The 21,361-nt window shown below is 68.7% G+C and carries 23 protein-coding genes and 1 other RNA gene; 17 read left to right on the top strand and 7 right to left on the bottom strand.

Annotated features, from left to right (window positions below; genetic code table 11):
• The first annotated feature begins 69 nt into the window (after positions 1 to 69).
• The 7 genes from hisN (at position 70) to NC7_RS19700 (ending at position 6,463) form a co-directional block, all read left to right on the top strand.
• On the top strand, positions 70 to 855 hold the full coding sequence (hisN, locus tag NC7_RS19670) for a histidinol-phosphatase (RefSeq protein ID WP_067985248.1): 786 nt from the start codon (positions 70 to 72) through the stop codon (positions 853 to 855).
• Between the two features lie 96 nt (positions 856 to 951).
• The gene (gene recQ / locus NC7_RS19675; protein ID WP_067985250.1) at positions 952 to 2,949 is read left to right on the top strand and encodes a DNA helicase RecQ; all 1,998 of its coding nucleotides are present in this window, start codon (positions 952 to 954) and stop codon (positions 2,947 to 2,949) included.
• A 50-nt stretch (positions 2,950 to 2,999) separates the two neighbouring features.
• Positions 3,000 to 3,230, top strand: a complete 231-nt coding sequence (locus NC7_RS19680) for a WLR motif membrane protein (protein WP_067985252.1) — start codon at positions 3,000 to 3,002, stop codon at positions 3,228 to 3,230.
• 170 nt (positions 3,231 to 3,400) lie between these two features.
• Entirely contained in the window at positions 3,401 to 4,018 is a 618-nt protein-coding gene (locus NC7_RS19685; protein WP_159372880.1) for a YdcF family protein, read from the top strand.
• A 124-nt stretch (positions 4,019 to 4,142) separates the two neighbouring features.
• Positions 4,143 to 5,081, top strand: a complete 939-nt coding sequence (locus NC7_RS19690) for an acyl-ACP desaturase (protein ID WP_067985255.1) — start codon at positions 4,143 to 4,145, stop codon at positions 5,079 to 5,081.
• A gap of 48 nt (positions 5,082 to 5,129) precedes the next feature.
• Positions 5,130 to 5,603, top strand: coding sequence for an SsrA-binding protein SmpB (gene smpB / locus NC7_RS19695; protein WP_067985257.1), 474 nt, complete (start codon positions 5,130 to 5,132; stop codon positions 5,601 to 5,603).
• Positions 5,600 to 6,463: an EamA family transporter gene (locus NC7_RS19700; RefSeq protein WP_067985259.1), complete on the top strand. Its 864-nt coding sequence runs from the start codon at positions 5,600 to 5,602 to the stop codon at positions 6,461 to 6,463. The genes smpB and NC7_RS19700 overlap by 4 nt, the downstream gene beginning before the upstream one ends.
• Positions 6,464 to 6,466: 3 nt before the next feature.
• Here NC7_RS19700 and NC7_RS19705 read toward each other — a convergent pair whose 3' ends face one another.
• Entirely contained in the window at positions 6,467 to 7,765 is a 1,299-nt protein-coding gene (locus NC7_RS19705; RefSeq protein WP_067985261.1) for an ABC transporter substrate-binding protein, read from the bottom strand.
• 211 nt (positions 7,766 to 7,976) lie between these two features.
• Between NC7_RS19705 and ssrA the strand changes: the two genes are divergently transcribed.
• Positions 7,977 to 8,348, top strand: a transfer-messenger RNA (tmRNA) gene (gene ssrA, locus NC7_RS19710).
• 45 nt (positions 8,349 to 8,393) lie between these two features.
• Here ssrA and NC7_RS19715 read toward each other — a convergent pair.
• Positions 8,394 to 8,579: a DUF5302 domain-containing protein gene (locus NC7_RS19715; RefSeq protein ID WP_067985263.1), complete on the bottom strand. Its 186-nt coding sequence runs from the start codon at positions 8,577 to 8,579 to the stop codon at positions 8,394 to 8,396.
• Between the two features lie 88 nt (positions 8,580 to 8,667).
• Here NC7_RS19715 and NC7_RS19720 point away from each other — a divergent pair, with 88 nt between their 5' ends.
• Positions 8,668 to 9,549: a hypothetical protein gene (locus NC7_RS19720; RefSeq protein ID WP_157102090.1), complete on the top strand. Its 882-nt coding sequence runs from the start codon at positions 8,668 to 8,670 to the stop codon at positions 9,547 to 9,549.
• Here NC7_RS19720 and NC7_RS19725 read toward each other — a convergent pair.
• The gene (locus tag NC7_RS19725) at positions 9,527 to 10,387 is read right to left on the bottom strand and encodes a DUF1266 domain-containing protein (RefSeq protein ID WP_157102091.1); all 861 of its coding nucleotides are present in this window, start codon (positions 10,385 to 10,387) and stop codon (positions 9,527 to 9,529) included. The genes NC7_RS19720 and NC7_RS19725 overlap by 23 nt on opposite strands.
• Before the next feature lie 103 nt (positions 10,388 to 10,490).
• Between NC7_RS19725 and NC7_RS19730 the strand changes: the two genes are divergently transcribed.
• Entirely contained in the window at positions 10,491 to 11,177 is a 687-nt protein-coding gene (locus NC7_RS19730; protein WP_067985443.1) for a helix-turn-helix domain-containing protein, read from the top strand.
• Between the two features lie 113 nt (positions 11,178 to 11,290).
• Positions 11,291 to 11,779 (top strand): NUDIX hydrolase, encoded by a 489-nt coding sequence (locus NC7_RS19735; RefSeq protein ID WP_067985269.1) that lies wholly within the window; start codon positions 11,291 to 11,293, stop codon positions 11,777 to 11,779.
• Here the strand turns inward: NC7_RS19735 and NC7_RS19740 are convergent.
• From NC7_RS19740 to NC7_RS19755, 4 genes are all read right to left on the bottom strand, one after another.
• Positions 11,755 to 12,153, bottom strand: coding sequence for a VOC family protein (locus NC7_RS19740; RefSeq protein WP_067985271.1), 399 nt, complete (start codon positions 12,151 to 12,153; stop codon positions 11,755 to 11,757). The genes NC7_RS19735 and NC7_RS19740 overlap by 25 nt on opposite strands.
• Before the next feature lie 52 nt (positions 12,154 to 12,205).
• Complete coding sequence (locus tag NC7_RS19745) at positions 12,206 to 12,619, bottom strand: arsenate reductase ArsC (protein ID WP_067985273.1); 414 nt, start codon at positions 12,617 to 12,619, stop codon at positions 12,206 to 12,208.
• Positions 12,620 to 12,735: 116 nt separating this feature from the next.
• Positions 12,736 to 14,037, bottom strand: coding sequence for a D-arabinono-1,4-lactone oxidase (locus tag NC7_RS19750; protein ID WP_067985275.1), 1,302 nt, complete (start codon positions 14,035 to 14,037; stop codon positions 12,736 to 12,738).
• A gap of 51 nt (positions 14,038 to 14,088) precedes the next feature.
• Positions 14,089 to 14,766, bottom strand: coding sequence for a TetR/AcrR family transcriptional regulator (locus NC7_RS19755; protein WP_067985277.1), 678 nt, complete (start codon positions 14,764 to 14,766; stop codon positions 14,089 to 14,091).
• 130 nt (positions 14,767 to 14,896) lie between these two features.
• On the opposite strand from NC7_RS19755, the gene NC7_RS19760 reads away from it, so the two are divergent.
• From NC7_RS19760 to NC7_RS19785, 6 genes are all read left to right on the top strand, one after another.
• Positions 14,897 to 16,402, top strand: a complete 1,506-nt coding sequence (locus NC7_RS19760) for an MFS transporter (RefSeq protein ID WP_067985279.1) — start codon at positions 14,897 to 14,899, stop codon at positions 16,400 to 16,402.
• 168 nt (positions 16,403 to 16,570) lie between these two features.
• Positions 16,571 to 16,993, top strand: a complete 423-nt coding sequence (gene crcB / locus NC7_RS19765) for a fluoride efflux transporter CrcB (RefSeq protein WP_067985281.1) — start codon at positions 16,571 to 16,573, stop codon at positions 16,991 to 16,993.
• A gap of 64 nt (positions 16,994 to 17,057) precedes the next feature.
• Positions 17,058 to 17,420, top strand: coding sequence for a fluoride efflux transporter FluC (locus NC7_RS19770; protein ID WP_067985447.1), 363 nt, complete (start codon positions 17,058 to 17,060; stop codon positions 17,418 to 17,420).
• Between the two features lie 47 nt (positions 17,421 to 17,467).
• Positions 17,468 to 19,105, top strand: coding sequence for a phosphoglucomutase (alpha-D-glucose-1,6-bisphosphate-dependent) (pgm, locus tag NC7_RS19775; protein ID WP_067985445.1), 1,638 nt, complete (start codon positions 17,468 to 17,470; stop codon positions 19,103 to 19,105).
• Entirely contained in the window at positions 19,102 to 20,427 is a 1,326-nt protein-coding gene (locus NC7_RS19780; RefSeq protein WP_067985283.1) for an MFS transporter, read from the top strand. The genes pgm and NC7_RS19780 overlap by 4 nt, the downstream gene beginning before the upstream one ends.
• Positions 20,428 to 20,492: 65 nt before the next feature.
• Complete coding sequence (locus NC7_RS19785) at positions 20,493 to 21,230, top strand: DsbA family protein (protein WP_067985285.1); 738 nt, start codon at positions 20,493 to 20,495, stop codon at positions 21,228 to 21,230.
• Positions 21,231 to 21,361 lie beyond the last annotated feature (131 nt).

Below are 21,361 nucleotides of genomic sequence, written 5' to 3' on the forward strand. Positions count from 1 at the left end.
AATGCTGTCATGGCGAATTGTGGGGAATCCCGTTCGAGTCGGGTTACGGGCTCGCCATAAACTTCCTTCGTGGCTGCCTACTCCGCTGACCTGGACCTCGCTCTTCGATTGGCCGACGAGGCCGACGCCATTTCCAAGGTGCGTTTCGGGGCTGTCGACCTGAAGGTCGACTCGAAACCCGACCTCACGCCCGTCTCGGACGCGGATCTCGCGGTGGAGCAGGTGATCCGGCGGGTACTGGCGGAGGAACGGCCCGACGACGCCGTGTTGGGCGAGGAGTTCGGCGGCGACGCGGAGTTCACCGGCAGGCAGTGGGTGGTCGACCCGATCGACGGCACCAAGAACTTCGTCCGGGGCGTTCCGGTGTGGGCGAGCCTGATCGCGCTGCTCGAGGACGGTGTTCCGGTGGTCGGCGTGGTCAGCGCGCCCGCGCTCGGCCGCCGCTGGTGGGCAGCCGCGGGCTCGGGCGCCTGGGCACAGGCGCATCCGGGCGCCCCGAAACCCGTCACCGTGTCGGCAGTGGCCGACCTGGACTCGGCGAGTCTGGCGTTCTCCTCCCTGTCGGGCTGGCACGAGCGGGGCCTGCGGGAGAAGTTCATCGACCTCACCGACGAGGTGTGGCGGGTCCGCGGTTACGGCGACTTCTTCAACTACTGCCTGGTCGCGGAGGGTGCTGTGGACGTCGCCGCCGAACCGGAGGTCTCGCTGTGGGACCTGGCAGCCCTCGACATCCTGGTCCGCGAGGCGGGCGGAGTGTTCACCTCCCTGGACGGCAAGTCCGGCCCGCACGGTGGCGACGCGGTGGCGACCAACGGCTTGCTGCACCCCGAGGTCCTCGCCCGTTTGCAGGGGTGAGACGAAGTTATCCACATGTGAGCAAATCCCGGTCACGGCCGTGATCGGGGTCGACGGACGGGCTGCGGTCCCGGCGCTCGCTCGTAGGATGGCCCGGTGAGCAATTCCGGCGCCACAGCCCCCGATGTCGACGACTTCCCACCGGAAGACTTCCCGCCCGACGACCCCTACTCGTCGGGCGGCGGCTACGTCTCCGAACACGATTTCGACGACACCGGCGGCTTCCACTTCGACGATCTTGCCCCCGCGACCCCCGGTCGAGCGGCGGCTCCCGCACGCGGTGAGACGGCTGAGGAGGTCTTACGCCGCGTCTTCGGCTACGACAGCTTCCGCGGCGATCAGGCCGCCATCGTCGAACAGGTCATCGGCGGTGGCGACGCCCTGGTTCTGATGCCGACCGGCGGCGGCAAATCGCTGTGCTACCAGGTGCCCTCACTGGTCCGCCCCGGCGTCGGTGTCGTGGTGTCGCCGCTGATCGCGCTGATGCAGGACCAGGTCGACGCGCTGAGTGCCCTCGGCGTGCGAGCCGGGTTCCTCAACTCCACCCAGTCGCCCGATCAGCGCCGCACGGTGGAGGCCCAGTTCGTCTCGGGCGACCTCGACCTGCTGTATCTGGCGCCGGAACGCCTGCGTCTGGAATCCACGCTTCGCCTGCTCGATCGCGGCACGGTCGCGCTGTTCGCCATCGACGAGGCGCACTGTGTGTCGCAGTGGGGCCACGATTTCCGGCCCGATTACCTGGCGCTGTCGCTGCTGCACGAACGCTGGCCCGACGTGCCGCGCATCGCGCTCACCGCCACCGCCACCGCGAAAACCGCCGCCGAGATCGTCGAACGACTCGACCTGGGCGAGGCGAAGCAGTTCGTCGCCAGCTTCGACCGGCCCAACATCCAGTACCGGATCGAGGGCAAGAACCGTCCCGACCGGCAACTGCTGGAGTTCATCCGCACCGAGCACCCCGGCGACGCGGGCATCGTCTACTGCCTTTCGCGCAATTCGGTGGAGAAGACCGCAGCCATGCTCAACGAGAACGGTGTGCGTGCGGTGCCGTACCACGCGGGCCTGGACAACCGGGTGCGCGCGGAGAATCAAGCGCGTTTCCTGCGCGAGGACGGTTTGGTCGTCGTGGCGACCATCGCCTTCGGCATGGGCATCGACAAACCCGACGTGCGGTTCGTCGCCCATCTCGACCTGCCGAAATCGGTGGAAGGCTACTACCAGGAGACCGGCCGCGCCGGGCGCGACGGTCTGCCGTCGACGGCGTGGATGGTCTACGGGCTGGCCGATGTGGTGCAGCAGCGCAAGATGATCGACTCCAGCGAGGGCGACGCCGCGCACCGCCGACAACTGCAACTGCACCTGGACGCCATGCTCGCGCTGTGCGAGACGGTCAACTGCCGACGCGCGCAACTGCTGAACTACTTCGGTCAGCAGCCGACCGGACAGGGATGCGGCAACTGTGACGTGTGCCTGAACCCACCCGAAACCTGGGACGGCACGGTCCCCGCGCAGAAACTGCTCTCCACGGTGCTGCGGCTCAAACGTGAACGCGGACAAGCCTTCGGCGCCGGTCACCTCGTCGACATCTTGCTCGGCAAGACCAACCCCAAGATCACTCAGCACCGCCACCACGAGCTCACCGTGTTCGGTATCGGCACCGACCTGCGCGACACCGAGTGGCGCGGGGTTGTCCGTCAGCTGCTGGCGGGCGGTTTCCTCGCGGTCCAGGGCGAATACGGCGTACTCGCCCTCACCGACGCGGGCAACGAGGTGCTCTTCCAGGGCCGCACGGTGGCTCTGCGTCGCGAACCCGAACGTCCGACCAGACCCGCGCGTGCCCCGAAGGCGGCCAAGGCGGCCGTCGACCTGCCCGCCGGTGATGTGCCGCTGTTCGAACGCCTTCGGGCCTGGCGCGCGGCCACCGCCAAGGAACAGGGCGTGCCCGCCTACGTGGTGTTCCACGATGCGACCCTGCGCGAGATCGCGGCCCGCAAACCGGGCGACCTGGCCGCTCTCGGCACGGTCGCCGGAGTTGGCGAGAACAAGCTGGCCAAGTACGGGGAGGGAGTGCTCGCCACGCTGGCAGGCGACTAGCCGGAAGGGAACTCGCGACGGATCAGGGGGTGCCACGTTAGTGTCGATTCATGGCCAATGGTGAAGGCTCCGAGGGAGAAACGTCGGGTGGCGCGAGCTCGGGCGGCACGGATACCCCCGCGCCGATGCCGCACCGGCACGTCGACCCGGCGGTCGCGCCCTCCTTGCTCGGTGGCCATCGTCCGGTGCACCGGGGCAGACCACGCTGGTCGACGGTGGCGCTCGTTCTCGTCTTCGCGTCCGCGCTCACCCTCTACCTCCTGCTGCGTCCGGGCGGCTGACCCGCCCGCGACCGTAAGGTTTGTGATGGCGTGGACCAGCACCGCGCACCGCGCCCTTGTGAATTCCGGTAGCCGCACGTCATAGTCCTTCCCGCGTCGCGATGCACGGCGCACCGTTGGCCTCCTCGACCGATCGAACGGTGATCGGTCCGCGCGAGGAGGCGACGGCGATGGTGTGGACCAAGTGGGCGATCCGAGGGGTGTGCACGGCCCTTGCCGCGACGGGATTCGTCTGTGCCGCACCACAATCGGTGTCGGCGGAGCCGTCGGCGGTCACGGTGATCCAGGATCTGCGCCGGATCGTCGCCCCCACCCTGCCCGGTACCTATGGCGGTGAGACAGCGGTGGTCATCCTCGGCTACGGACTCACCCCGGAGGGCACCATGCGCGAGGAACTGCTGCGCCGGTTGCGAGCCGGGTATGTGCAGGCGGTGTTCGCCCCCTGGTCGCCGATCATCGTCACCGGCGGCAACCCACAGGCGGGTCGCAGCGAAGCCGACGCGATGGCGAGCTGGCTCGAGGAGGCGGGCATCGAGCCAGCCCGCATCCTGCGCGAGCCACACGCCGACTCCACCGTCGGAAACGCCGACCTCACCGCCGTCCTGATGACCGAACACCACCTGACCTCGGCGGTCCTGGTCACCTCCGCCGACCACGTCGCCCGTGCCCGCGCCGCTTTCGACGCGGCGGGTGTCCAAGTGGTCGGCGAACTGACTCCCGACACCGCCCCCTGGCCGCACCTGCCGCTGAGCATCGATCAGTTCGGTCCCGTACTGCCCACGGACTAGCCGAGGCCGCGGCCACTGTGATCGCACACAGTATTCCGTGACTGTCTCGACGGCCACCGGCACCTGGGCCGATCGTAGGGGCAGGGACCCCGAGTCCTCTCCCGCAACTTCGAGGTGACACCAGATGCAGCTCCACCTGTCCGACCGCGACATCCTCGCCGAGCTCGAATCGACGGCCGAGGACAACCTCAACGACCACCTGGCCAAGGCCAAGGACTGGAACCCGCACGACTACGTGCCGTGGGACGAGGGCCGCAACTTCGCCGCCATGGGTGGCATCGATTGGGAACCGGGGCAATCGAGGCTCAGCGAGGTGGCGCGGGCGGCCATGATCACCAACCTGCTCACCGAGGACAACCTGCCCTCCTACCACCGCGAACTCGCCGACACCTTCGGTCTCGACAATGCCTGGGGCACCTGGGTCGGGCGCTGGACCGCCGAGGAGAACCGGCACGGCATCGTCATGCGCGACTACCTCGTGGTGACCCGCGCGGTCGACCCGGTGGCCCTGGAACAGGCGAGGATGGCCCACATGACCGCCGGTATCGCCAAGCCGGAGAAAGGTTCCCAGTTCCTGCGCGGCGTCGCCTACGTCACCTTCCAGGAACTGGCCACCCGCATCAGCCACCGCAACACCGGCACCCTGTGCGGTGACCCGGTCGCCGACCGGATGCTCGCCCGCATCGCGGCCGACGAGAACCTGCACATGATCTTCTACCGCAAACTGTGCGGCGCGGCCCTCGACCTCACCCCCGACGCGGCCATGTCCGCGATCACCGACGTCATCCTGCGTTTCCAGATGCCCGGCCTCAACCAGCCCAACTTCCGCCGCAACGCCGTCCTGCTCGCCAAGCACGGCGTCTACGACCTGCGTCAGCACCTCGACACGGTGCTGCGACCGGTCCTGCGGACCTGGAAGATCTTCGAACGCTCCGACTTCGGCCCCGAGGGCGAACGGGCCCGCGACGAACTGCACGCCTACCTCACCGATCTCGAGGTGAAGGCCGCCCGCTTCGAGGAACAGCGCGACCGCGCCCTGGCCAGGGCGGCCGCCCGCGCCTGATCCGGCCATGGAATAAACCGCTGGCGCCGTCACTTACAGTTGACCGTTATGAAGGAGAAAGGCCGGAAGGTCATCGCGACCAACCGCAAGGCCCGGCACAACTACACGATCCTCGACACCTACGAGGCGGGGATCGCGCTGGTCGGCACCGAGGTGAAGAGCCTGCGTGAGGGCAAGGCCTCGCTCGTCGACGCCTTCGCGACGGTCGACAACGGCGAGGTGTGGCTGCGTGGCCTGCACATCCCCGAGTTCAGCCACGGCACCTGGACCAACCACTCGCCCCGGCGCACCCGCAAGCTGCTGTTGCACAAGCGCGAGATCGAGCACCTGGTCGGCAAGTCCCGCGAGGGCAACCAGACGCTGGTGCCGCTGTCGATGTACTTCTCCGACGGCAAGGTGAAGGTGGAGTTGGCCCTGGCCAAGGGTAAGCAGGACTACGACAAACGCCAGGATCTGGCTCGCCGCCAGGCCGAGCGTGAGGTCACCCGCGAGATCGGTCGGCGGGTGAAGGGTATGCGTTGATCTCCGTCGTTCTCGCCCTGGTCGCGGCGGCGGGATACGGAGTCAGCGATTTCTTCGGCGGCATCGCGGCCCGCAGAGTCACCGCTCTGCGGGTCGTTGTCGTTTCCTATCCGTGGTCGGTGCTGCTGGTCCTGTTGATCGCACCGCTGGTCGGCGGCCATCCCGACACCGCGTCGATGCTCTGGGGGTTGGCCGCGGGCGTGGCGAGTGGGCTCGCGGTGTGGTGGTTCTACGCCGCGCTCGCCGACGGGCCGATGGCCGTGGTTTCGCCGGTCACGGCGGTCCTGGTGGCGGGTATCCCGGTGGTCGCGGGCTTCTTTCTCGGTGAACGACCCGGCCCGGCCGCGATCGCGGGCATCGCGCTGGCGCTGGTCGCGGTGGTGCTGGTGAGCCGCGAGGCCCCCGACGAGACCACCGAGGAGATCATCGGCGGTCGGCCGCTGCGTTTCTCCCGGCGCGTCGCCCTGCTGACCGTCGGTTCCGGCGCCGCGTTCGGGTTCGCGTTCTACTTCCTGCACGAAACGGATCCGTCGGCCGGTCTGTGGCCGCTGCTCGGTCAGCGTGGCGCGGCGACGGCAGTGGTGTGGATCTGCGCGCTCGCGGCCGGTCAGTTCGCCGGTCTGCGCGGCGAACCACTGCGGTTGGCGCTGTGGATCGGGGTGCTCGACGTGATCGCCAACGCCGCCCTGCTCTACGCTTTCCACGGCGCGATGCTGTCGGTGGTGAGCGTGATCGGTTCGCTCTATCCCGCCGCCACTGTGGTGTTGGCGATGGTGCTGCTCGGTGAACGGATCAGTCGTACCCAGAAGCTCGGGCTCGGCCTGGCACTCGCGGCGGTCGCGATGATCGCCGCGAGCTGAGTCCTACAGCCGGGTGCAGGGCTCGTGCAGTCCGAGCCTGGGCAGCGTCGAACCCTGATAGCCGACCGCGACCGGCCGTGCGCCCATCGGCGCGCTGTCGTCGGGCTGGAACACCACGGTCCACTCCTTGCTCAGGTCGGGGGCATCCGAACCGACCGGGTGGATGGCGACGATGCCTTCGCCGTCGGGCTTAAGACCCTCGGCGGCGCGCCGCAGTCCCGCCCGGGTGAGCTCGCCGCGCTCCGCGGCCTCGGTGAGCAGTGCTTTCAGCGGGTAGGAGATGGCCCAGCCCAGCGAATAACCGAAGTTGGACGGTTCGTGATCGGTCGCGTTCCGCGCCTTCTGCGCGCCCACGCTGTCGCCGGTCCAGCTGTCGACCGGGGTCATGTAGTTGTAGCGAGCGGCGAGCGCCGGAGCGGCGGGGGTCTGGTTCAGCGCGGCATTCCAGGTGGGCAGCGAACCGAGGAAGCGGCCGGTGAACCCGGCGCGCACCAGCTTGCCCACGATCTCCGCCGTCTCGGCGGGCCCGGTGGCCAGCATCACCAGATCGGGATCGGCGGCGAGTACTTCCTGCACCGGACCGTCCTGGTTGCCCACCTCGCCGTTGGGTCCGGTGTCGATGCGGTCGGCGATGGTCGCGCCGTTGGCCAGCGCCCACTTCAATGCGCCGCTGGCGTAGTCACCGCCGTAATTGCCCCGGTAGGACACCACCGCGATGTTGGTCGGTGCGTAATGGTTCTCGGCGAACCAGTCCAGCCCCATCACCGCTTCGGTGCAGTAGGAGTAGCCCGCGCTGAGCACCAGATTGCGGTCGGCGCTGCGGTAGTTCCAGCCCGACCACTGGGTGGCCGCGGTGCTCACCATGTCGTCGGCGTCCATCTGGTTGAGCATCGCGATGGTCTGTGAGGTGCCGAAACTCATCGCGAGGGCGAGCACATGCGGCTCGATCTCGAGGTAGCCCGAACGGTGCCTGCCCGGGTCGAGGGAGGTGTTGCGGCTGTGGGTGGTGATGTCGATGTCGTAGCCGCCGATGCCGCCCGACTCGTTGACCTGCTTCCAGAACGCCAGCTGTCCCTCGTTCATCGAGGAACCGAGCGGCGAGAACGGCCCGTCGGCCAGGTCCGAGAGCACCCCGAGATACAGGCAGCCGCGATCGGGGTGCGCGGAACCGGGGCAGGGTTGACTGCTCACACCGGGACCGTGCCCCGATTCACCAGCCGAACACGCCGCGGCGAGCACAAGCCCGGCAACGGCCGGAATCACCGCGACTCGGCGCAGCCCACGCCGACGGGGGAATGCCATCAATCAACTCCTTGGTCCAGCCGCCCAGGCGATCTCGCTTCTCCCGGTGCGACCGATCGAGAACGATACTCGCCCCCACCGACTGTGCCGGACCAATTGGCCGGTTCGCTACCCGGTCACCACGGCGCCACCGCGCGCTGGCAGAGATAAGGGGAAGAAACGGCGAAGCGTGGGTGTTAATATGACTAGCCCGCAAGGCGCGGGCACGTACGGGGCTGAACGGTTTCGACTGCGTACGTTGATTCAGGGGAAGCGTGTCGGTGCAGGCAAGAGACCACCGTAAGCGTCGTTGCAACCAATTAAGCGCCGATTCCAATCAGCGCGACTACGCTCTCGCTGCCTAAGTAGCGAAGCGTGTCTGTCAGTCCGGGTTCGTCCCTCGACCCGGGTACTGGCATCAGCTAGAGGGAATCACCGTCCAGGTCGGTCGCGGATCTGGGCGGGACATCCAACAGCGACTGGGATCGTCATCCGAGCTTGTTCGCGAGACCCGGAGATCCGAGTAGAGACACAGCGAACTGCACACGGAGAAGCCCTGAAGATGCGGCGGAGGACCCGGGTTCGATTCCCGGCAGCTCCACTGAAGAGCCCCTCACCTGACACGCAGGTGAGGGGCTTTTTCGTGGGATCAGCCGCCCGCGCGGCGGCGGAAGGTGCGTTTGCCGCCGGCCGCGGCGGAGGTGCCGCGGAGTTTGGCTTCGTTCTGGGCGGCACCGGCCAGGGAGGCGTTGCCGTTCTTGCGTTCGAGGGCTTCGCGGAACTTGCGTTTGGTCGCCTCGGCGGGGGACTCGGTCGGGTTTTCGTCTTCGGACATGTGGGTAAGCCTGCCATCTGTGTGGGGGTGGTGAGACCTGCTCGGTACGATCCAGCCAGGGCGGGGGCCGGGTAGGAGGGACGCGGGCGTGATCGAGGTATGGGGTGCGCGGGTCGCGGTGCGGTACGCGAACGGGCGCTTGGTGACGACCCCGCTGCGGGCCGACAACGAGATCGCCCTCGACGTGGGCGTGGCCGAACTCGCACGGGTCGCGCTGGCGACCACCGAGGACGGGCAGATGGCGCTGCTGCTGTTCTTCCGGTCGGCGGAGTTCGTGGTGGGTGGTGAAGCGACGCAACGGCATCCGGTTCCGGTGTTCCTGGAGACGGGGTTGCGGGAGCAGGCCCAGGTGCTGGTTCGCGCGGTCGAACGTGATCTGGTCGGTTTGCGCCGGGTGTTCCCGCCGCGCCCGAGTCTCGTTCCGCCACGCCCACTCTTGGGTCCGCAAGGCCCGCGTCGGCCCGACGTCGGCGCGGCCGCGGCCCGCATGCGGCACGCGGGCAACTGTGCTCGCGAGATCGACACGCTGCACGCCGCCGCCCGCCCGGACGAGTACGTCCTGGAACTGGCGCAGGCCGGGCACGAGGGCGCGCCCGGTCTGCTCGTGATCACCACGCTGCGGTTGCTGTTCGTTTCCGCGTGGGCGACATACGAATTCCCGGTGGCCGTGCTCACCGGCGCCGAGGTGCGGGCGGGCGCGGAGAACATGGTGACGCTGCGGATCTCAGGCGCCGGAACCGATCTGGATTTCCACGACTGGACTGCGACCGACTTCGAACGGATGGCCGAGGCCATCCGCCTGGCCTGCGAGATCGAGCACGTCGACGGTTCGATCTCGCCGTCGCTGCCGTCCTCGGCGGATCTGTTCGGCGAGTGGCAGCTGCTGGTGGAGCGGCGCAAACTCGGGATGGTCGCCGACGAACCGTTCCGCCGTCAGGCCGTTGGCATCATGCTGACCATGCCGGGCTGAACACCGGCGCCCCCGCGTGCAACGCCACCCGTCGCCACGGGCTCGACGGCCGTAGGTGCAATCCGGCGATCATCCGGCGACGTTCCGCCACTTGGCTTTTCGCGGCCGAGAGATCCTGGGTGGCGGCCCAGAAGATGGCTCCGGTGAGGAACCCGTCGCCGAACTGCCGCCAGTTGCGATAGTGCTGACGGGCCCGGTCCAGGCCGGTGAGCATGTGGTCGAAGGCCTCGTCCTCGGTGAGATAACCGGCCGTGCGCGAGGCGCGGGCGATGAAAACCAGCCGCGCCAGATCCCAGGCGGTGGCGTCGTTCTGCAGCGGCGCGGGCAGGTTGTCGGTGATACCGAGTTTGATGGCCTGCAACCAGGCGTCGTAGTCGCGGTCGATTCCGGCCGGGCCGCGATAGCCACGGAACCCCGACAGTGTGTGCAGGAATTCGCGGTGCTCGTCGGCCAGCCCCGACCGGTCGACCCGCCCGGTGTCGGTGGCCGCGGCGACGGCCAGCGGGTGGACCAGTTCGAACAGCGGCGCGTGCATGCCCGCCAGCAGCCGTTGGATGGTGTCGCGCGCGTCCTCGGCGTGGTCGACGCCCCACGATTCGTGCAGGCCCTCGATCGCGGTCTCGCGGCGCGTGGCGGAACTGCCCGGCTCCTCCGGCAGGAAGGCGACGCTGTCGCAGTAGGCGCCCCAGCTGCGCCCGTAGTAGGCGCCGACGGCCAGTGCCCGGATGCGGTCGTCGTCGAGCGCCGCACCCGACCACACGTCGGGCTCGGGGTCGATATCCGCACCGGGAAACCCCGCGACCCGCCCTCGCCCATGCACCGAGCCTGCCGATTGCATCCAGCCACCCCTCCGCCGAGCCGAACGTTGTGCTGCCAGATCTTACGGACGGGTGGTCGCGCGCGGAACCGAGTATGTCGGTGGGCGGTACTACCGTCGGGGGATGGGCTACCGAGAACGTCCGTCACGGGTGGATCGCGCGGTCGTCTGGCAGCGCACCGGCGGCGGTTCGGGCCAGGTCAGCGTGTTGCCCGACGGCTGTATGGACCTGATCTGGACCGCGGGCACCTTGATGGTCGCCGGGCCGGACAGCCGCGCCGCGCAAGTGCGCGCGGGCGAGGCCGACCTCGTTGGTATCCGGTTCGCCCCTGGTACGGCACCGGCGCTGCTCGGCGTGCCCGCCGTCGAGCTGCTCGATCAGCGCGTCGAACTCGACGCTGTCGTGCCCGCCGCCGCCGCCCGCGCACTCCTCGATCGGGTCGACAACGCGCCCGACCGCGTTGTGGCCCTGGAATCCGTCGCCGTCGCGCTCGCGGCCGCCGCACCGCCACCGGACCCGATGGTCTCCGGCATCGTCGACGCGCTGGCGGCGGGCGGATCGGTCGCCCACACCGCTGCCGACACCGGGCTGTCGCCGCGGATGCTGCACCGCCGTTCGCTCGCCCTGTTCGGCTACGGCCCCAAGATGTTGGCGCGGATTCTTCGCTTTCAGCGGGCGTTGGAACCGATCCGCGCAGGCACCCCGGCCGCCGAGATCGCGGCCGGGTACGGGTACTCCGACCAGGCGCATCTGTCCCGCGAGGTGCGTGACCTGGCCGGATGCTCGGTGCGCAGCCTGCAGCCCGGCTGAGGGTGCCCGGAAAGTCTCATTCGGCTTCGTCGCGCCGCGAAGTTATGCTCACTGTGCACGCCCCGTCGCATGTGCCAGGCCGAGTCCGAACCACGACGAGAGGATGTGACCCGATGATCGACGAATCCGTGTTCACCACGCTGCGTATCGAGGCCGAACGAGACGAAGTACGCCGACTTGTCGTCGGCGCCGTCGTCGTGCGCCACGATCGGGTACTCATCCTGCGCCGTCGACGATCCGACTTCCTCGGCGGCCGGTGGGAGTTGCCAAGCGGTGTCGTCGAGCGCGGCGAGGCTCTCGACGACGCGCTGGCCCGTGAGGTCGCCGAGGAGACCGGTCTCGAGGTCACCGGCGTCACCGACTACCTGGGCGAGTTCGACTATCTGTCCGGCAACGGCGCACGCACCAGGCAGTTCACCTTCGTCGTCGATGTCGCGGGCAGCGAACCCGTGCGGCTCACCGAGCACGACGCCCACCTGTGGACCAAGCTGGACGGCGAACCACCGGTCAGCGACGAAGTCCGCGAGGTACTCGGCCGGTATCGCCGTCGGCTGCGCGACCCGCACGGCTGGTCGACCTATCCGCTGGGCAACGGCGCGTAGAGGTCCACACCGTGCCCGTCGGGGTCGGCGAGTGCGGCGTAGCGCTGGCCCCAGAAGGCGTCCCACGGCGCGAGTTCACCGTGGTATCCGGCGCCGACCAGTTTCTCGTAGACCGAGTCGACCTCGGCCGGATCGGCACAGCGGAACGCGATGCTGCTCCGGCCGGGGCCGCTGGGCGGTTGCCAACCGGGGGTGAAGGAGGCGATCGTTGCCTCGGTGTCCAGGAGCAGACGCATACCGCCGGACAGGTGAGCCTCGGCGTGTCCCTCGGATTCACATCCCTCGGGGAAGTCCAGGCCGAGCGCACGGTAGAAGGCCACCGAGGCGGCCATGTCGGACACGATGACGGAGATGGCGTCGAGCTGAGGAGTCATGCCCGGCAGCGTATTCGGTGCCGTCGCCGCTCGTCTTGAACGAATCGGACAATCACCGCGCGGGCACGGGCACCAGTTCGGCGATGAGGTTGCCGATCAGGATCCGCAGGTGATCGCGGATCCCGCGCACCACCTCGATCGGCTGCCCGGCCGGATCGGACAGCACCCAGTCGCGGTAGCTGATCCCGGGGAAATACGGGCACACCTCGCCGCACCCCATGGTCACCACCACATCCGACAGGCCGACGACGTCGTCGGTGAGCGGCTTGGGGCGCTCACCGGAGATGTCGATGCCGATCTCGGCCATCGCCGCCACCGCGACGGGATTGAGCTCGTCGGCGGGTTCGCTGCCCGCGGTGCGGACCTCGATGCGATCGCCTGCCATGGCGCGCAGGAAGCCCGCCGCCATCTGGGATCGGCCCGCATTGTGGACGCAGACGAACAACACGCAGGGTGTGTGGGCCATGGTCGCCCTTTCGGTGCAGGGGCGAAGTGCTTGTGGCGCTTCGGATATCACCGCCATCATCGCATCAACCGGCAGGCGTGTGGGCGCGGCGACGGTGTTGTCCTGTGGTGTCCGCTTCAGGCGAGTGGGCCGAGAACCCGGTGCACGTAGTCGTTCGCGAAAACACCCGTGGGGTCGAGGCGCTTGCGCACGGCCGCGAACCGATCCCAGTCGGGATAGCGTTCGCGCAGCGTCTCGGCGGTCTGGAAATGGTGTTTGCCCCAGTGCGGGCGACCGTCGAGCCGATCGAACACCGCCTCGCAAGCGCGCAGGTACGGTTCCCATTCCATGCCCTGGTACTGGTGCACCGCGATGTAGCAGGTGTCGCGTCCGCTCGCGGGGGAGAGGAAGGCGTCGTCGGGTGCGACCCAGCGCACCTCGATCGGCATCGGCGTGCCGAATTTCTTTGCCAGCGTGATCATCTCGCGCACCGCCTCGGCGGCGTCGGCGCGCGGCACCGCGTATTCCATCTCGTTGAACCGCACCAGGCGCGGGGTCGCGAACACCCGGTAGGAGCGATCGCGCTGACGATTGTTGCTGCCCGCGAGGGTGGCGACGCGATGAATCAGCGGGATGGTCGCGGGAATCCGGCGACCCACCCGGCACAGGCCGTCGTAGAGATGGTTGGACAGCAGGATGTCGTTGACCCACTCGCTCAGCGCGCCACGCGGTTGCTCGGGGTCGGCGGTGCGGTTGAGCGCCTTGGTCATCGCGACCGAGCTGTGCGCGAAGGCGAAGAACTCGAAATGCTCGTTCCCGTCGACGTATTCGTCGAGGTCGGCGAGCACGTCGGCCAGCGGCACCGGCCGTTCCACACCTTCGAGCACGAACGACGGCTCGAGTTGCAGGGTGGCCTCGGTGACGATGCCGAGCGCGCCGATGCTCACCCGCGCCGCGCGCCAGCCGTCGGGGTCGGTCTCCTCGTTCAGTTCGACCACGGAGCCGTCGGCGCACAGCACCTGCACCGAGTGCAGCGCCGCCGAGATGTTGCGCAGCCGTGCGCCGGTGCCATGGGTCGCGGTGGCGGTGGCGCCCGCGACGGTCTGGGTGTCGATGTCGCCGAGGTTGGGGAAGGCGAGGCCGTGCTCGTGCAGCAGGGGACTCGCGGCGTTCAGCGTGAGCCCGGCCTGTACGCGGGCCCGACCGGTCGCGGTGTCGACGTCGAGCACCTTGTTCATGGCCCCGAGGTCGACGAGGGTGCCGTCGGTGAGCACGGCGTCGGTGAACGAGTGGCCCGACCCGGCGACGCGCACCGTTCGCCCCCGCGCCGCGGATTCGGTGACGATCCCGGCGAGCTCATCGACGTCGCGCGGCCTCGCGACGACGGCGGGTGCGCAGCGCTGCTCGCCAGCCCAGTTCACCCAGGTGTTCTTGGTCATGTGTCCAAATGTAGAGGACCAAGTGTGACCCGCGCTACTGGGAGGGTGAAATCAGCGGCGTCGGCCCAGGCAGCCTGCCGCTTTGGCCTGCTCCACTTCGGCGTCGGTCAGCGGCGGGGCGAGCAGCGGCTGACGCGGCACGGCATCGGTGCGCACACCGTTCAGCGCGACGGCCATATACCGCTGCCACACATCGGGATTGACCGGCGCGGCGAACTCGATGAACGAGTTGACCATGTGGATCAGCGCGAAGAAGTCGGTGGTGGTGATGTCGGGGTGGACGGCGCCGGTGTCGCGGGCGCGGTCGACGATGGCCGCGACCGACGGCCGGATCCGCTCGCGCATCTCGGCGAACCGGGCCGGGTCCTCCTCGAGTTCGAGCACCACCTCGCCGAAGCCTCGGTTGGTGGCCAGGTGCTTGCAGGCGTATTCGAAGAACTCGACGAGGGCGAGCCAGGCGTCGGGGTTGTGCTGGGCGGCGTCGGCGGCGTCGGCGAAGTCGACCATGTGCTGCTCGAACACCTCGACGATGAGAGCGCGCTTGTTGGCGAAGCGTCGGTAGACCGTTCCCACGCCGACGCCCGCGCGCTCGGCGACGTCGTCGAGGGTGATCTCCAGGCCGTGTTCGGCGAAGAGTTCCCTGGCTGCGGCCACGATGCGTTGCTGATTGCGGGCGGCATCGGCGCGCAGCCTGCGGGGCGCTGCGGCAGTCGTCGTGGCGTGATTCACAGGTGCATCCTACTCATTGCCGGATTAAGTGGAGGTGGTTTCTCCGTTACTCTGGTAGCTTCGATTGAAGCGGAGGCTATATCTCCGATTATGCCACCGAAACCACCTACCTAGACCTGCAAGGGGAGTCATGACCACCACACTCGACAAGGGGACGGGTCCCGCGTCCGGTGCGGACACCGGGAACCGGCGAGGCTCACACGCGTTGCGCTGGTGGGTGCTCGCCGTCCTCGGTATCGCGCAGCTGATGGTCGTGCTCGACGCGACGATCGTGAACATCGCGCTGCCCGCCGCCCAGGCCGACCTCGGCTTCGGCGACGCCGACCGCCAATGGGTCATCACCGGTTACGCGCTGGCCTTCGGCAGCCTGCTGCTGCTCGGCGGGCGCCTCAGCGACCTGTTCGGCCGCCGCAACACCTTCATCGTCGGTCTGGTCGGCTTCGCCGTCGCCTCGGCCATCGGTGGCGCGGCCAGCAGCTTCGAGATGTTGGTCGCCGCCCGCGTCGGCCAGGGCGTGTTCGGCGCGCTGCTCGCGCCCGCCGCGCTCTCGCTGCTCACCGTCACCTTCACCGAGCCAGGTGAACGCGCGAAGGCGTTCGGCATCTTCGGTGCCGTCGCCGGTGCCGGTGGCGCCATCGGGCTACTGCTCGGCGGCGCGCTCACCGAGTGGGCGTCGTGGCGCTGGGCGATGTATGTGAACCTGATCTTCGCGGCCGTCGCCCTGATCGGTGCGGTGCTGTTGCTGGCCAAGCACGTGAACACGAGCGCGCGACCCAAACTGGACTGGCCGGGCACCATCACGGTCACCGCGGCCCTGTTCGGCATCGTCTACGGCTTCTCCCACGCCGAGTCGCACAGCTGGACCGACCCGACCACGTTGGCGTTCCTCCTCGGCGGTGCGGTGCTGCTCGCGGTGTTCGTCTGGATCGAGACCCGGGTGGCGCATCCGCTGCTGCCGCTGCGCATCGTCACCGACCGCACCCGCGCGGGCTCCTACCTGACCGTGTTCATCATGGGCATCGGCATGTTCGCGATCTTCCTGTTCCTGACGTACTACATGCAGCTGTCGCTGCAGTACTCGCCGATCATGACCGGTGTGGCGTTCATGCCGATGGTGTTCGGCATGGTCGCCTCCTCCACCACCGCGCCCTCACTGCTGCTGCCCAAGGTCGGTCCGAAGTTCGTCATCAGCGGTGGCTTCCTCGTCGCCGCGGCGGGCATGGTGTGGCTCACCTTCATCGGGCTCGACAGCAGCTATGTCACCCACATCCTGCCCGCGCTCATCCTGCTCGGCCTCGGTCTCGGTGGCGCCATGTCGGTGGCCTTCCAGGGCTCGACCGCCGGTGTCCAGCACGACGACGCCGGTGTGGCCTCGGCGATGGTGAACACCAGCCAGCAGGTCGGCGGTTCCATCGGCACCGCGCTGCTCAGCACGATCGCGGCCTCGGCGATGACCGACTACGTGTCCGCGCACGAGCCGGGTCCACTGACCATGGCCCAGGGCGCGATCGAGAGCTACACCACCAGCTTCTGGTGGGCGGCGGCCACTTTCGTGCTCGGCGCGATCGTGGTCGGCGTGCTCATGCCGAACAAGGTGCCCGCCCCGGCCGAGGGCGAACTGGTGCTCGCGCACTGATCCACCCTGTGTGAATCGATGGCCCGGACCGAGACTCGGTCCGGGCCATCGGCGTTCGTGTGGGGTGGCTGCTGGAGGTTTGCCGGATCCGCACCGGGCGCTGGTTTGTCGGTGGTACTCGATACCATGAGCAACGACCACCATCGGACCAGCAGGGGAGGGCAGTGCATGGCATCGCGGCCCCCGGCGCTCGACCCGGCCGTCCTCGCGGCGATCTCGGTTGGCGGAGGTCTCGGGGCCACGGCCAGATACGGTGTGGGCCAGTGGTGGCCGGTACGGCCGGGGCATTTCCCGTGGTCCACCCTCGCCGTCAATGTGGTCGGCTGCTTCGCGCTCGGGGTGCTGATGGTCGTTGTCACCGAACTCTGGTCGGCGCCGCTGCTGGTTCGTCCGTTTCTCGGGATCGGTGTCCTCGGCGGGTTCACCACTTTCTCCACCTTCGGGCTAGAGCTTCGTACACTGATCGACACCGGTTCGCCGGGCACGGCCGTGGCCTACCTCGCTGTCTCGGTCCTCGCGGGCCTCGGCGCGGTGGCGCTCGCCATGACCGGGACCCGCTTGGCGGCAGGCACCGTGGGACGTGGCACGTGAATCCGACGACGGAAGGGGGCCATCCGATGGTCGCGATGTGGGTGCCGACGGCGGGTGGTTGCCGATGACCGCGGCACTCGTGTTCGCGGGGGGAATGCTCGGCGCCCCCGCACGTTATCTCGTCGATCGGGCGGTCTCGGTGCGGTTTCCGGCCGCGATGCCGTGGGGGACGTTGACGGTTAACATTGTCGGTTCGGCGTTGCTCGGGGGCCTGATCGGCGCGAGCGCGGGCAGTACGCTGCTGGCGCTCGCGGGAACCGGTTTCTGTGGTGCGCTGACCACGTTCAGCACATTCGGTTACGAGACCGTCCGTCTGGTGACCGAGGGCGCCTACGCGTACGCCGTCGGCAATGTCGCGATCAGTGTCGCGGCCAGCCTGGCCTCGGTGTACGCCGCCGCGTCCCTGACCAACTGGTTGTGCGCATGATCCTCATGACCAGCCGCGCCCAGCCGACACGGAAGGGAACACCCACCATGGCCCACGATCGCGCCGGACGGCCCGCCCGCCCGACCGACCTGGTGGATATCGCTCACCTGGTCACCGCGTACTACAGTCGCGTGCCCGATCCGGCCGAACCGAGTCAGCAGGTGGTCTTCGGCACCTCGGGTCACCGCGGTTCCAGCGAGGACAGCGCGTTCAACGAGGCGCACATCATGGCCATCACCCAGGCGATCGTCGAATACCGTGCCACCCGCGACATCACCGGTCCCGTGTACCTCGCGCGCGACACCCACGCCCTGTCCGAACCGGCGTGGACCACCGCCCTCGAGGTCCTCGCGGGCAACGACGTCACCGCTGTGATCGACGCGCGCGGCCGCTACACCCCCACGCCCGCGCTGAGTCATGCGGTGCTGCGCCACAATCAGGGCGGAACCAAGCACCAGGCCGACGGCATCGTGGTGACCCCGTCGCACAATCCGCCGCGCGACGGCGGCTTCAAATACAACCCGCCACACGGCGGTCCCGCCGACACCAAGGCCACCGACGCCATCGCCGCGCGCGCCAACGAACTGCTGCGCGGCGGACTCGCCGAGGTGAAGCGCGTGTCGCTGGAGCAGGCGATGAAGACCCATGTGCAGCGCTACGACTACCTCGACCACTACGTCGCCGATCTGCCGAACGCGCTGAACCTGGACGCGATTCGCGGCGCGGGCATCCGCATGGGTGCCGACCCGATGGGCGGGGCCAGCGTGGACTACTGGGAGGAGATCGGACAGCGCTTCGATCTCGAACTCGAGGTGGTCAACCCGTTCGTCGACCCCACCTGGCGTTTCATGACCCTCGACAGCGACGGCAAGATCAGGATGGACCCGTCCTCCCGCCATGCCATGGCCGGACTGGTCGGCATCAAGGACGACTACGACATCTCCACCGGCAACGACGCCGACGCCGACCGCCACGGCATCGTCACCCCCGACGGGGGCCTGATGAACCCCAACCACTTCCTCGCGGTGGCGATCGAATACCTGATCGCCAACCGGATGTGGTGGGACGCGCTCACCAAGGTCGGCAAGACCGTCGTCACGTCCTCCATGGTCGACCGGGTCGTCGGCGTGCTCGGCCGCGACGTGTACGAGGTGCCGGTCGGTTTCAAGTGGTTCGTGCCCGGATTGTTCAGTGGCAGTTTGGCTTTCGGCGGTGAGGAGAGCGCGGGCGCGTCGTTCCTGCGGATGGACGGCACCGTGTGGACCACCGACAAGGACGGCATCCTGCTCGCGCTGCTGGCCGCCGAGATCGCGGCGGTCACCGGCCAGACCCCGTCGGCCCGCTACGGCGAGCTCGAACGTCAGCACGGTAGCCCCGCGTACGCGCGCATCGACGCCGTCGCCACCAGCGAGCAGAAGGCCAAGCTCGCGCGGCTCAGCGCCGAGGCCATCACCGGCACCGAGATCGCCGGTGAGGAGATCACCGGCATCCTCACCACCGCGCGCGGCAACGGCGCACCGCTCGGCGGCTTGAAGGTGACCACGGAGAACGCCTGGTTCGCCGCCCGCCCGTCGGGTACCGAGGACAAGTACAAGATCTACGCCGAATCCTTCCTCGGTGCCGAGCACCTGACCCAGGTGCAGGCCGCCGCCGAGGAGATGGTGAATCAGGCGCTGACCGAGTGAGTACCGCGACGAAGGTTCGACTACCCGCCGAGATCTGGGTGCTGATCGCGGCCGCGTTCGTCATCGCCCTCGGCTTCGGTCTGGTGGCGCCTGTGCTGCCGCAGTACGCCCGCGAGTTCGGCGTCGGCATCGCCGCCGCGTCGGCGATCGTGAGTGCCTTCGCGCTGATGCGGCTACTGTTCGCTCCCGCCAGCGGGCGTCTGGTGCAGAAGCTCGGCGAGCGGCGGGTGTATCTGGCGGGCATCCTCATCGTCGCGGTGTCGACCGGTGCGTGCGCGCTGGCGCAGACGTATTGGCAACTGCTGGTGTTGCGTTCGCTCGGCGGCATCGGGTCGACGATGTTCACGGTGTCGTCGATGGCGTTGATCATCCGCGTGTCCCCACCCGCCGCGCGCGGCCGGGTGTCCGGGGTGTATTCGACCAGTTTCCTGATCGGTTCGCTGGTCGGCCCGCTCGTCGGTGGCGGGCTGGCCGGGCTCGGCTTGCGCGCGCCGTTCGTCATCTACGCGATCGCCCTGCTCGTGGTGTGCGTGATCGTGTTCGCGGGCCTGCGCGAGTCGCCGGTGCTGCGGGACGACAGTGCCACCGCCACCCCCGAGCTCACCTTCCGGCAGGGCTGGTCCGAACCCGCCTACCGCGCGGTGCTGCTGTCGAGTTTCGCGGGCGGCGTCGCCGTGTTCGGGGTGCGGATGGCGTTCGTCCCGCTGCTGGTGGTGGAGACCCTGCGGCAGGAACCCGGCATGGCTGGCGTGGCGCTCACCGTGTTCGCGGCGGGCAACGGCGCGGTGCTGTTCGCCTCGGGCAGGTTGTCCGACCGGCTCGGCCGCAAACCCTTCCTCATCCTCGGTTCCACGATCTGCGCGGTCGGCACCGGCGCGCTCGGCTTCGCCCCGTCGCTGCCGTGGTTCCTGTTCGCCTCGTTCGTTGCGGGCATCGGTTCGGGCATGTTCAGTCCGGTGCAGCAGGCGGCACTGGCCGATGTGCTCGGCAACCGGGCGCGCGGCGGACCGGTGCTCGCGGCGTTCCAGATGGCCGCCGACCTGGGCGCGGTCGTCGGCCCGATCGTCATCGGTGAGGTGGCCGATCGCACGTCCTTCGGCGTCGGCATGGCGGTCACCGGTGCGGTGCTCGCGGTGTCGGCGGCGGTGTGGGTGGTCACCCCGGAGCCGTCGCGGATCGTGCACCCCGAGGACCCCCAGCACCCCGACCACGCGGGCGACGGCCTCGACCCGCGGTGCACCTGCGACGGCCCCGACGGGTCACCCGTCGTGCGTGATGGCCTGGTCCCGGCAGGCTGCCGTCCGGTCGGCATGGAGAAATAGCTGGTAGAGCCGATATCGGTGTGCCCGGACGGCGCGCCGATATCGGCTCGAGGCAGAGTGGACGGGTGAGCACAGCCGGTTCTTCGCACAATCCACGTCCCGTCTCGAGCAACACCACCTACGCCCTCGGCGCGGTGGCTCTCGTCGTGATCGGGTTGATCGTGTTCGCCGCCTACAAGTGGAGCGCCGAACCACCCGGCGTCCGCAACGACGGCTACGGCGCCGTCCGCGAGGCCGCGGTGCAGGTCACCACCACCCCCGAGGGCGTGATCCGGCTCGGTCGCCCCGACGCCGCGAAGACCATCGACATCTTCGAAGACCCGCTGTGCCCCGCCTGCGGTGTGATGGAGACCAGCTACGGCCAGGAACTCGCCCAGAAGATCGATGAGGGCAAGCTCGCCGTGAACTACCACCTCGTCGCCTTCCTCGACGACCAGTCCAAGAGCAAGGACTACTCCACCCGCGCCATAGCCGCGAACCTCTGCGTCGCCCAGACAGGTTCTGGCCCCACCTACGGCAAGTTCCACAAGGCACTGTTCGTCGACCGCCAGCCCGAAGAGGGCGCCGAGGACCTGAGCAACCCCGCACTCGCCACCCTCGCCACCGAATCCGGCGCCCCCGAGTCCGTCGCCGCCTGCATCACCCACGGCACCCAGCGCGACGCCGCCGCCACCACCGCGAAATCGGCCCTCACCGACCTCGACACCCGCACCGGCAACAAATCCGCCACCCCCACCATCTACGACGGCACCACCACCATCGACTGGCGCGACGAGAACTGGGTGACCACCCTCGCCCCCTGACCCACGTGAGGTTGCGCACATCCTAGACCTCCCTAGCGCCCCCCGCTCGTAACCCCGCCCCCCGAACCCCCTCCCATACTGCCCCGTTTTCGCCCCCTACCAGCCGATTTGTTCTCCCGGAGAACCATGGT

Origin of the sequence: Nocardia caishijiensis NBRC 108228, assembly GCF_001612825.1 — a bacterium.
In the GTDB taxonomy this organism is placed as follows: domain Bacteria; phylum Actinomycetota; class Actinomycetes; order Mycobacteriales; family Mycobacteriaceae; genus Nocardia; species Nocardia caishijiensis.

Excerpts from the sequence above, each read along its gene's own strand:
- NC7_RS19680 (WP_067985252.1), top strand. The coding sequence starts at position 3,000 with ATGGCCAATGGTGAAGGCTCCGAGGGAGAAACGTCGGGTGGCGCGAGC.
- NC7_RS19685 (WP_159372880.1), top strand. The coding sequence starts at position 3,401 with ATGGTGTGGACCAAGTGGGCGATCCGAGGGGTGTGCACGGCCCTTGCC.
- NC7_RS19690 (WP_067985255.1), top strand. The coding sequence starts at position 4,143 with ATGCAGCTCCACCTGTCCGACCGCGACATCCTCGCCGAGCTCGAATCG.
- smpB (WP_067985257.1), top strand. The coding sequence starts at position 5,130 with ATGAAGGAGAAAGGCCGGAAGGTCATCGCGACCAACCGCAAGGCCCGG.
- NC7_RS19705 (WP_067985261.1), bottom strand. The coding sequence starts at position 7,765 with ATGGCATTCCCCCGTCGGCGTGGGCTGCGCCGAGTCGCGGTGATTCCG.
- NC7_RS19715 (WP_067985263.1), bottom strand. The coding sequence starts at position 8,579 with ATGTCCGAAGACGAAAACCCGACCGAGTCCCCCGCCGAGGCGACCAAA.
- NC7_RS19725 (WP_157102091.1), bottom strand. The coding sequence starts at position 10,387 with ATGCAATCGGCAGGCTCGGTGCATGGGCGAGGGCGGGTCGCGGGGTTT.
- NC7_RS19730 (WP_067985443.1), top strand. The coding sequence starts at position 10,491 with ATGGGCTACCGAGAACGTCCGTCACGGGTGGATCGCGCGGTCGTCTGG.
- NC7_RS19735 (WP_067985269.1), top strand. The coding sequence starts at position 11,291 with ATGATCGACGAATCCGTGTTCACCACGCTGCGTATCGAGGCCGAACGA.
- NC7_RS19740 (WP_067985271.1), bottom strand. The coding sequence starts at position 12,153 with ATGACTCCTCAGCTCGACGCCATCTCCGTCATCGTGTCCGACATGGCC.
- NC7_RS19745 (WP_067985273.1), bottom strand. The coding sequence starts at position 12,619 with ATGGCCCACACACCCTGCGTGTTGTTCGTCTGCGTCCACAATGCGGGC.
- NC7_RS19750 (WP_067985275.1), bottom strand. The coding sequence starts at position 14,037 with ATGACCAAGAACACCTGGGTGAACTGGGCTGGCGAGCAGCGCTGCGCA.
- NC7_RS19760 (WP_067985279.1), top strand. The coding sequence starts at position 14,897 with ATGACCACCACACTCGACAAGGGGACGGGTCCCGCGTCCGGTGCGGAC.
- crcB (WP_067985281.1), top strand. The coding sequence starts at position 16,571 with ATGGCATCGCGGCCCCCGGCGCTCGACCCGGCCGTCCTCGCGGCGATC.
- NC7_RS19770 (WP_067985447.1), top strand. The coding sequence starts at position 17,058 with ATGACCGCGGCACTCGTGTTCGCGGGGGGAATGCTCGGCGCCCCCGCA.
- pgm (WP_067985445.1), top strand. The coding sequence starts at position 17,468 with ATGGCCCACGATCGCGCCGGACGGCCCGCCCGCCCGACCGACCTGGTG.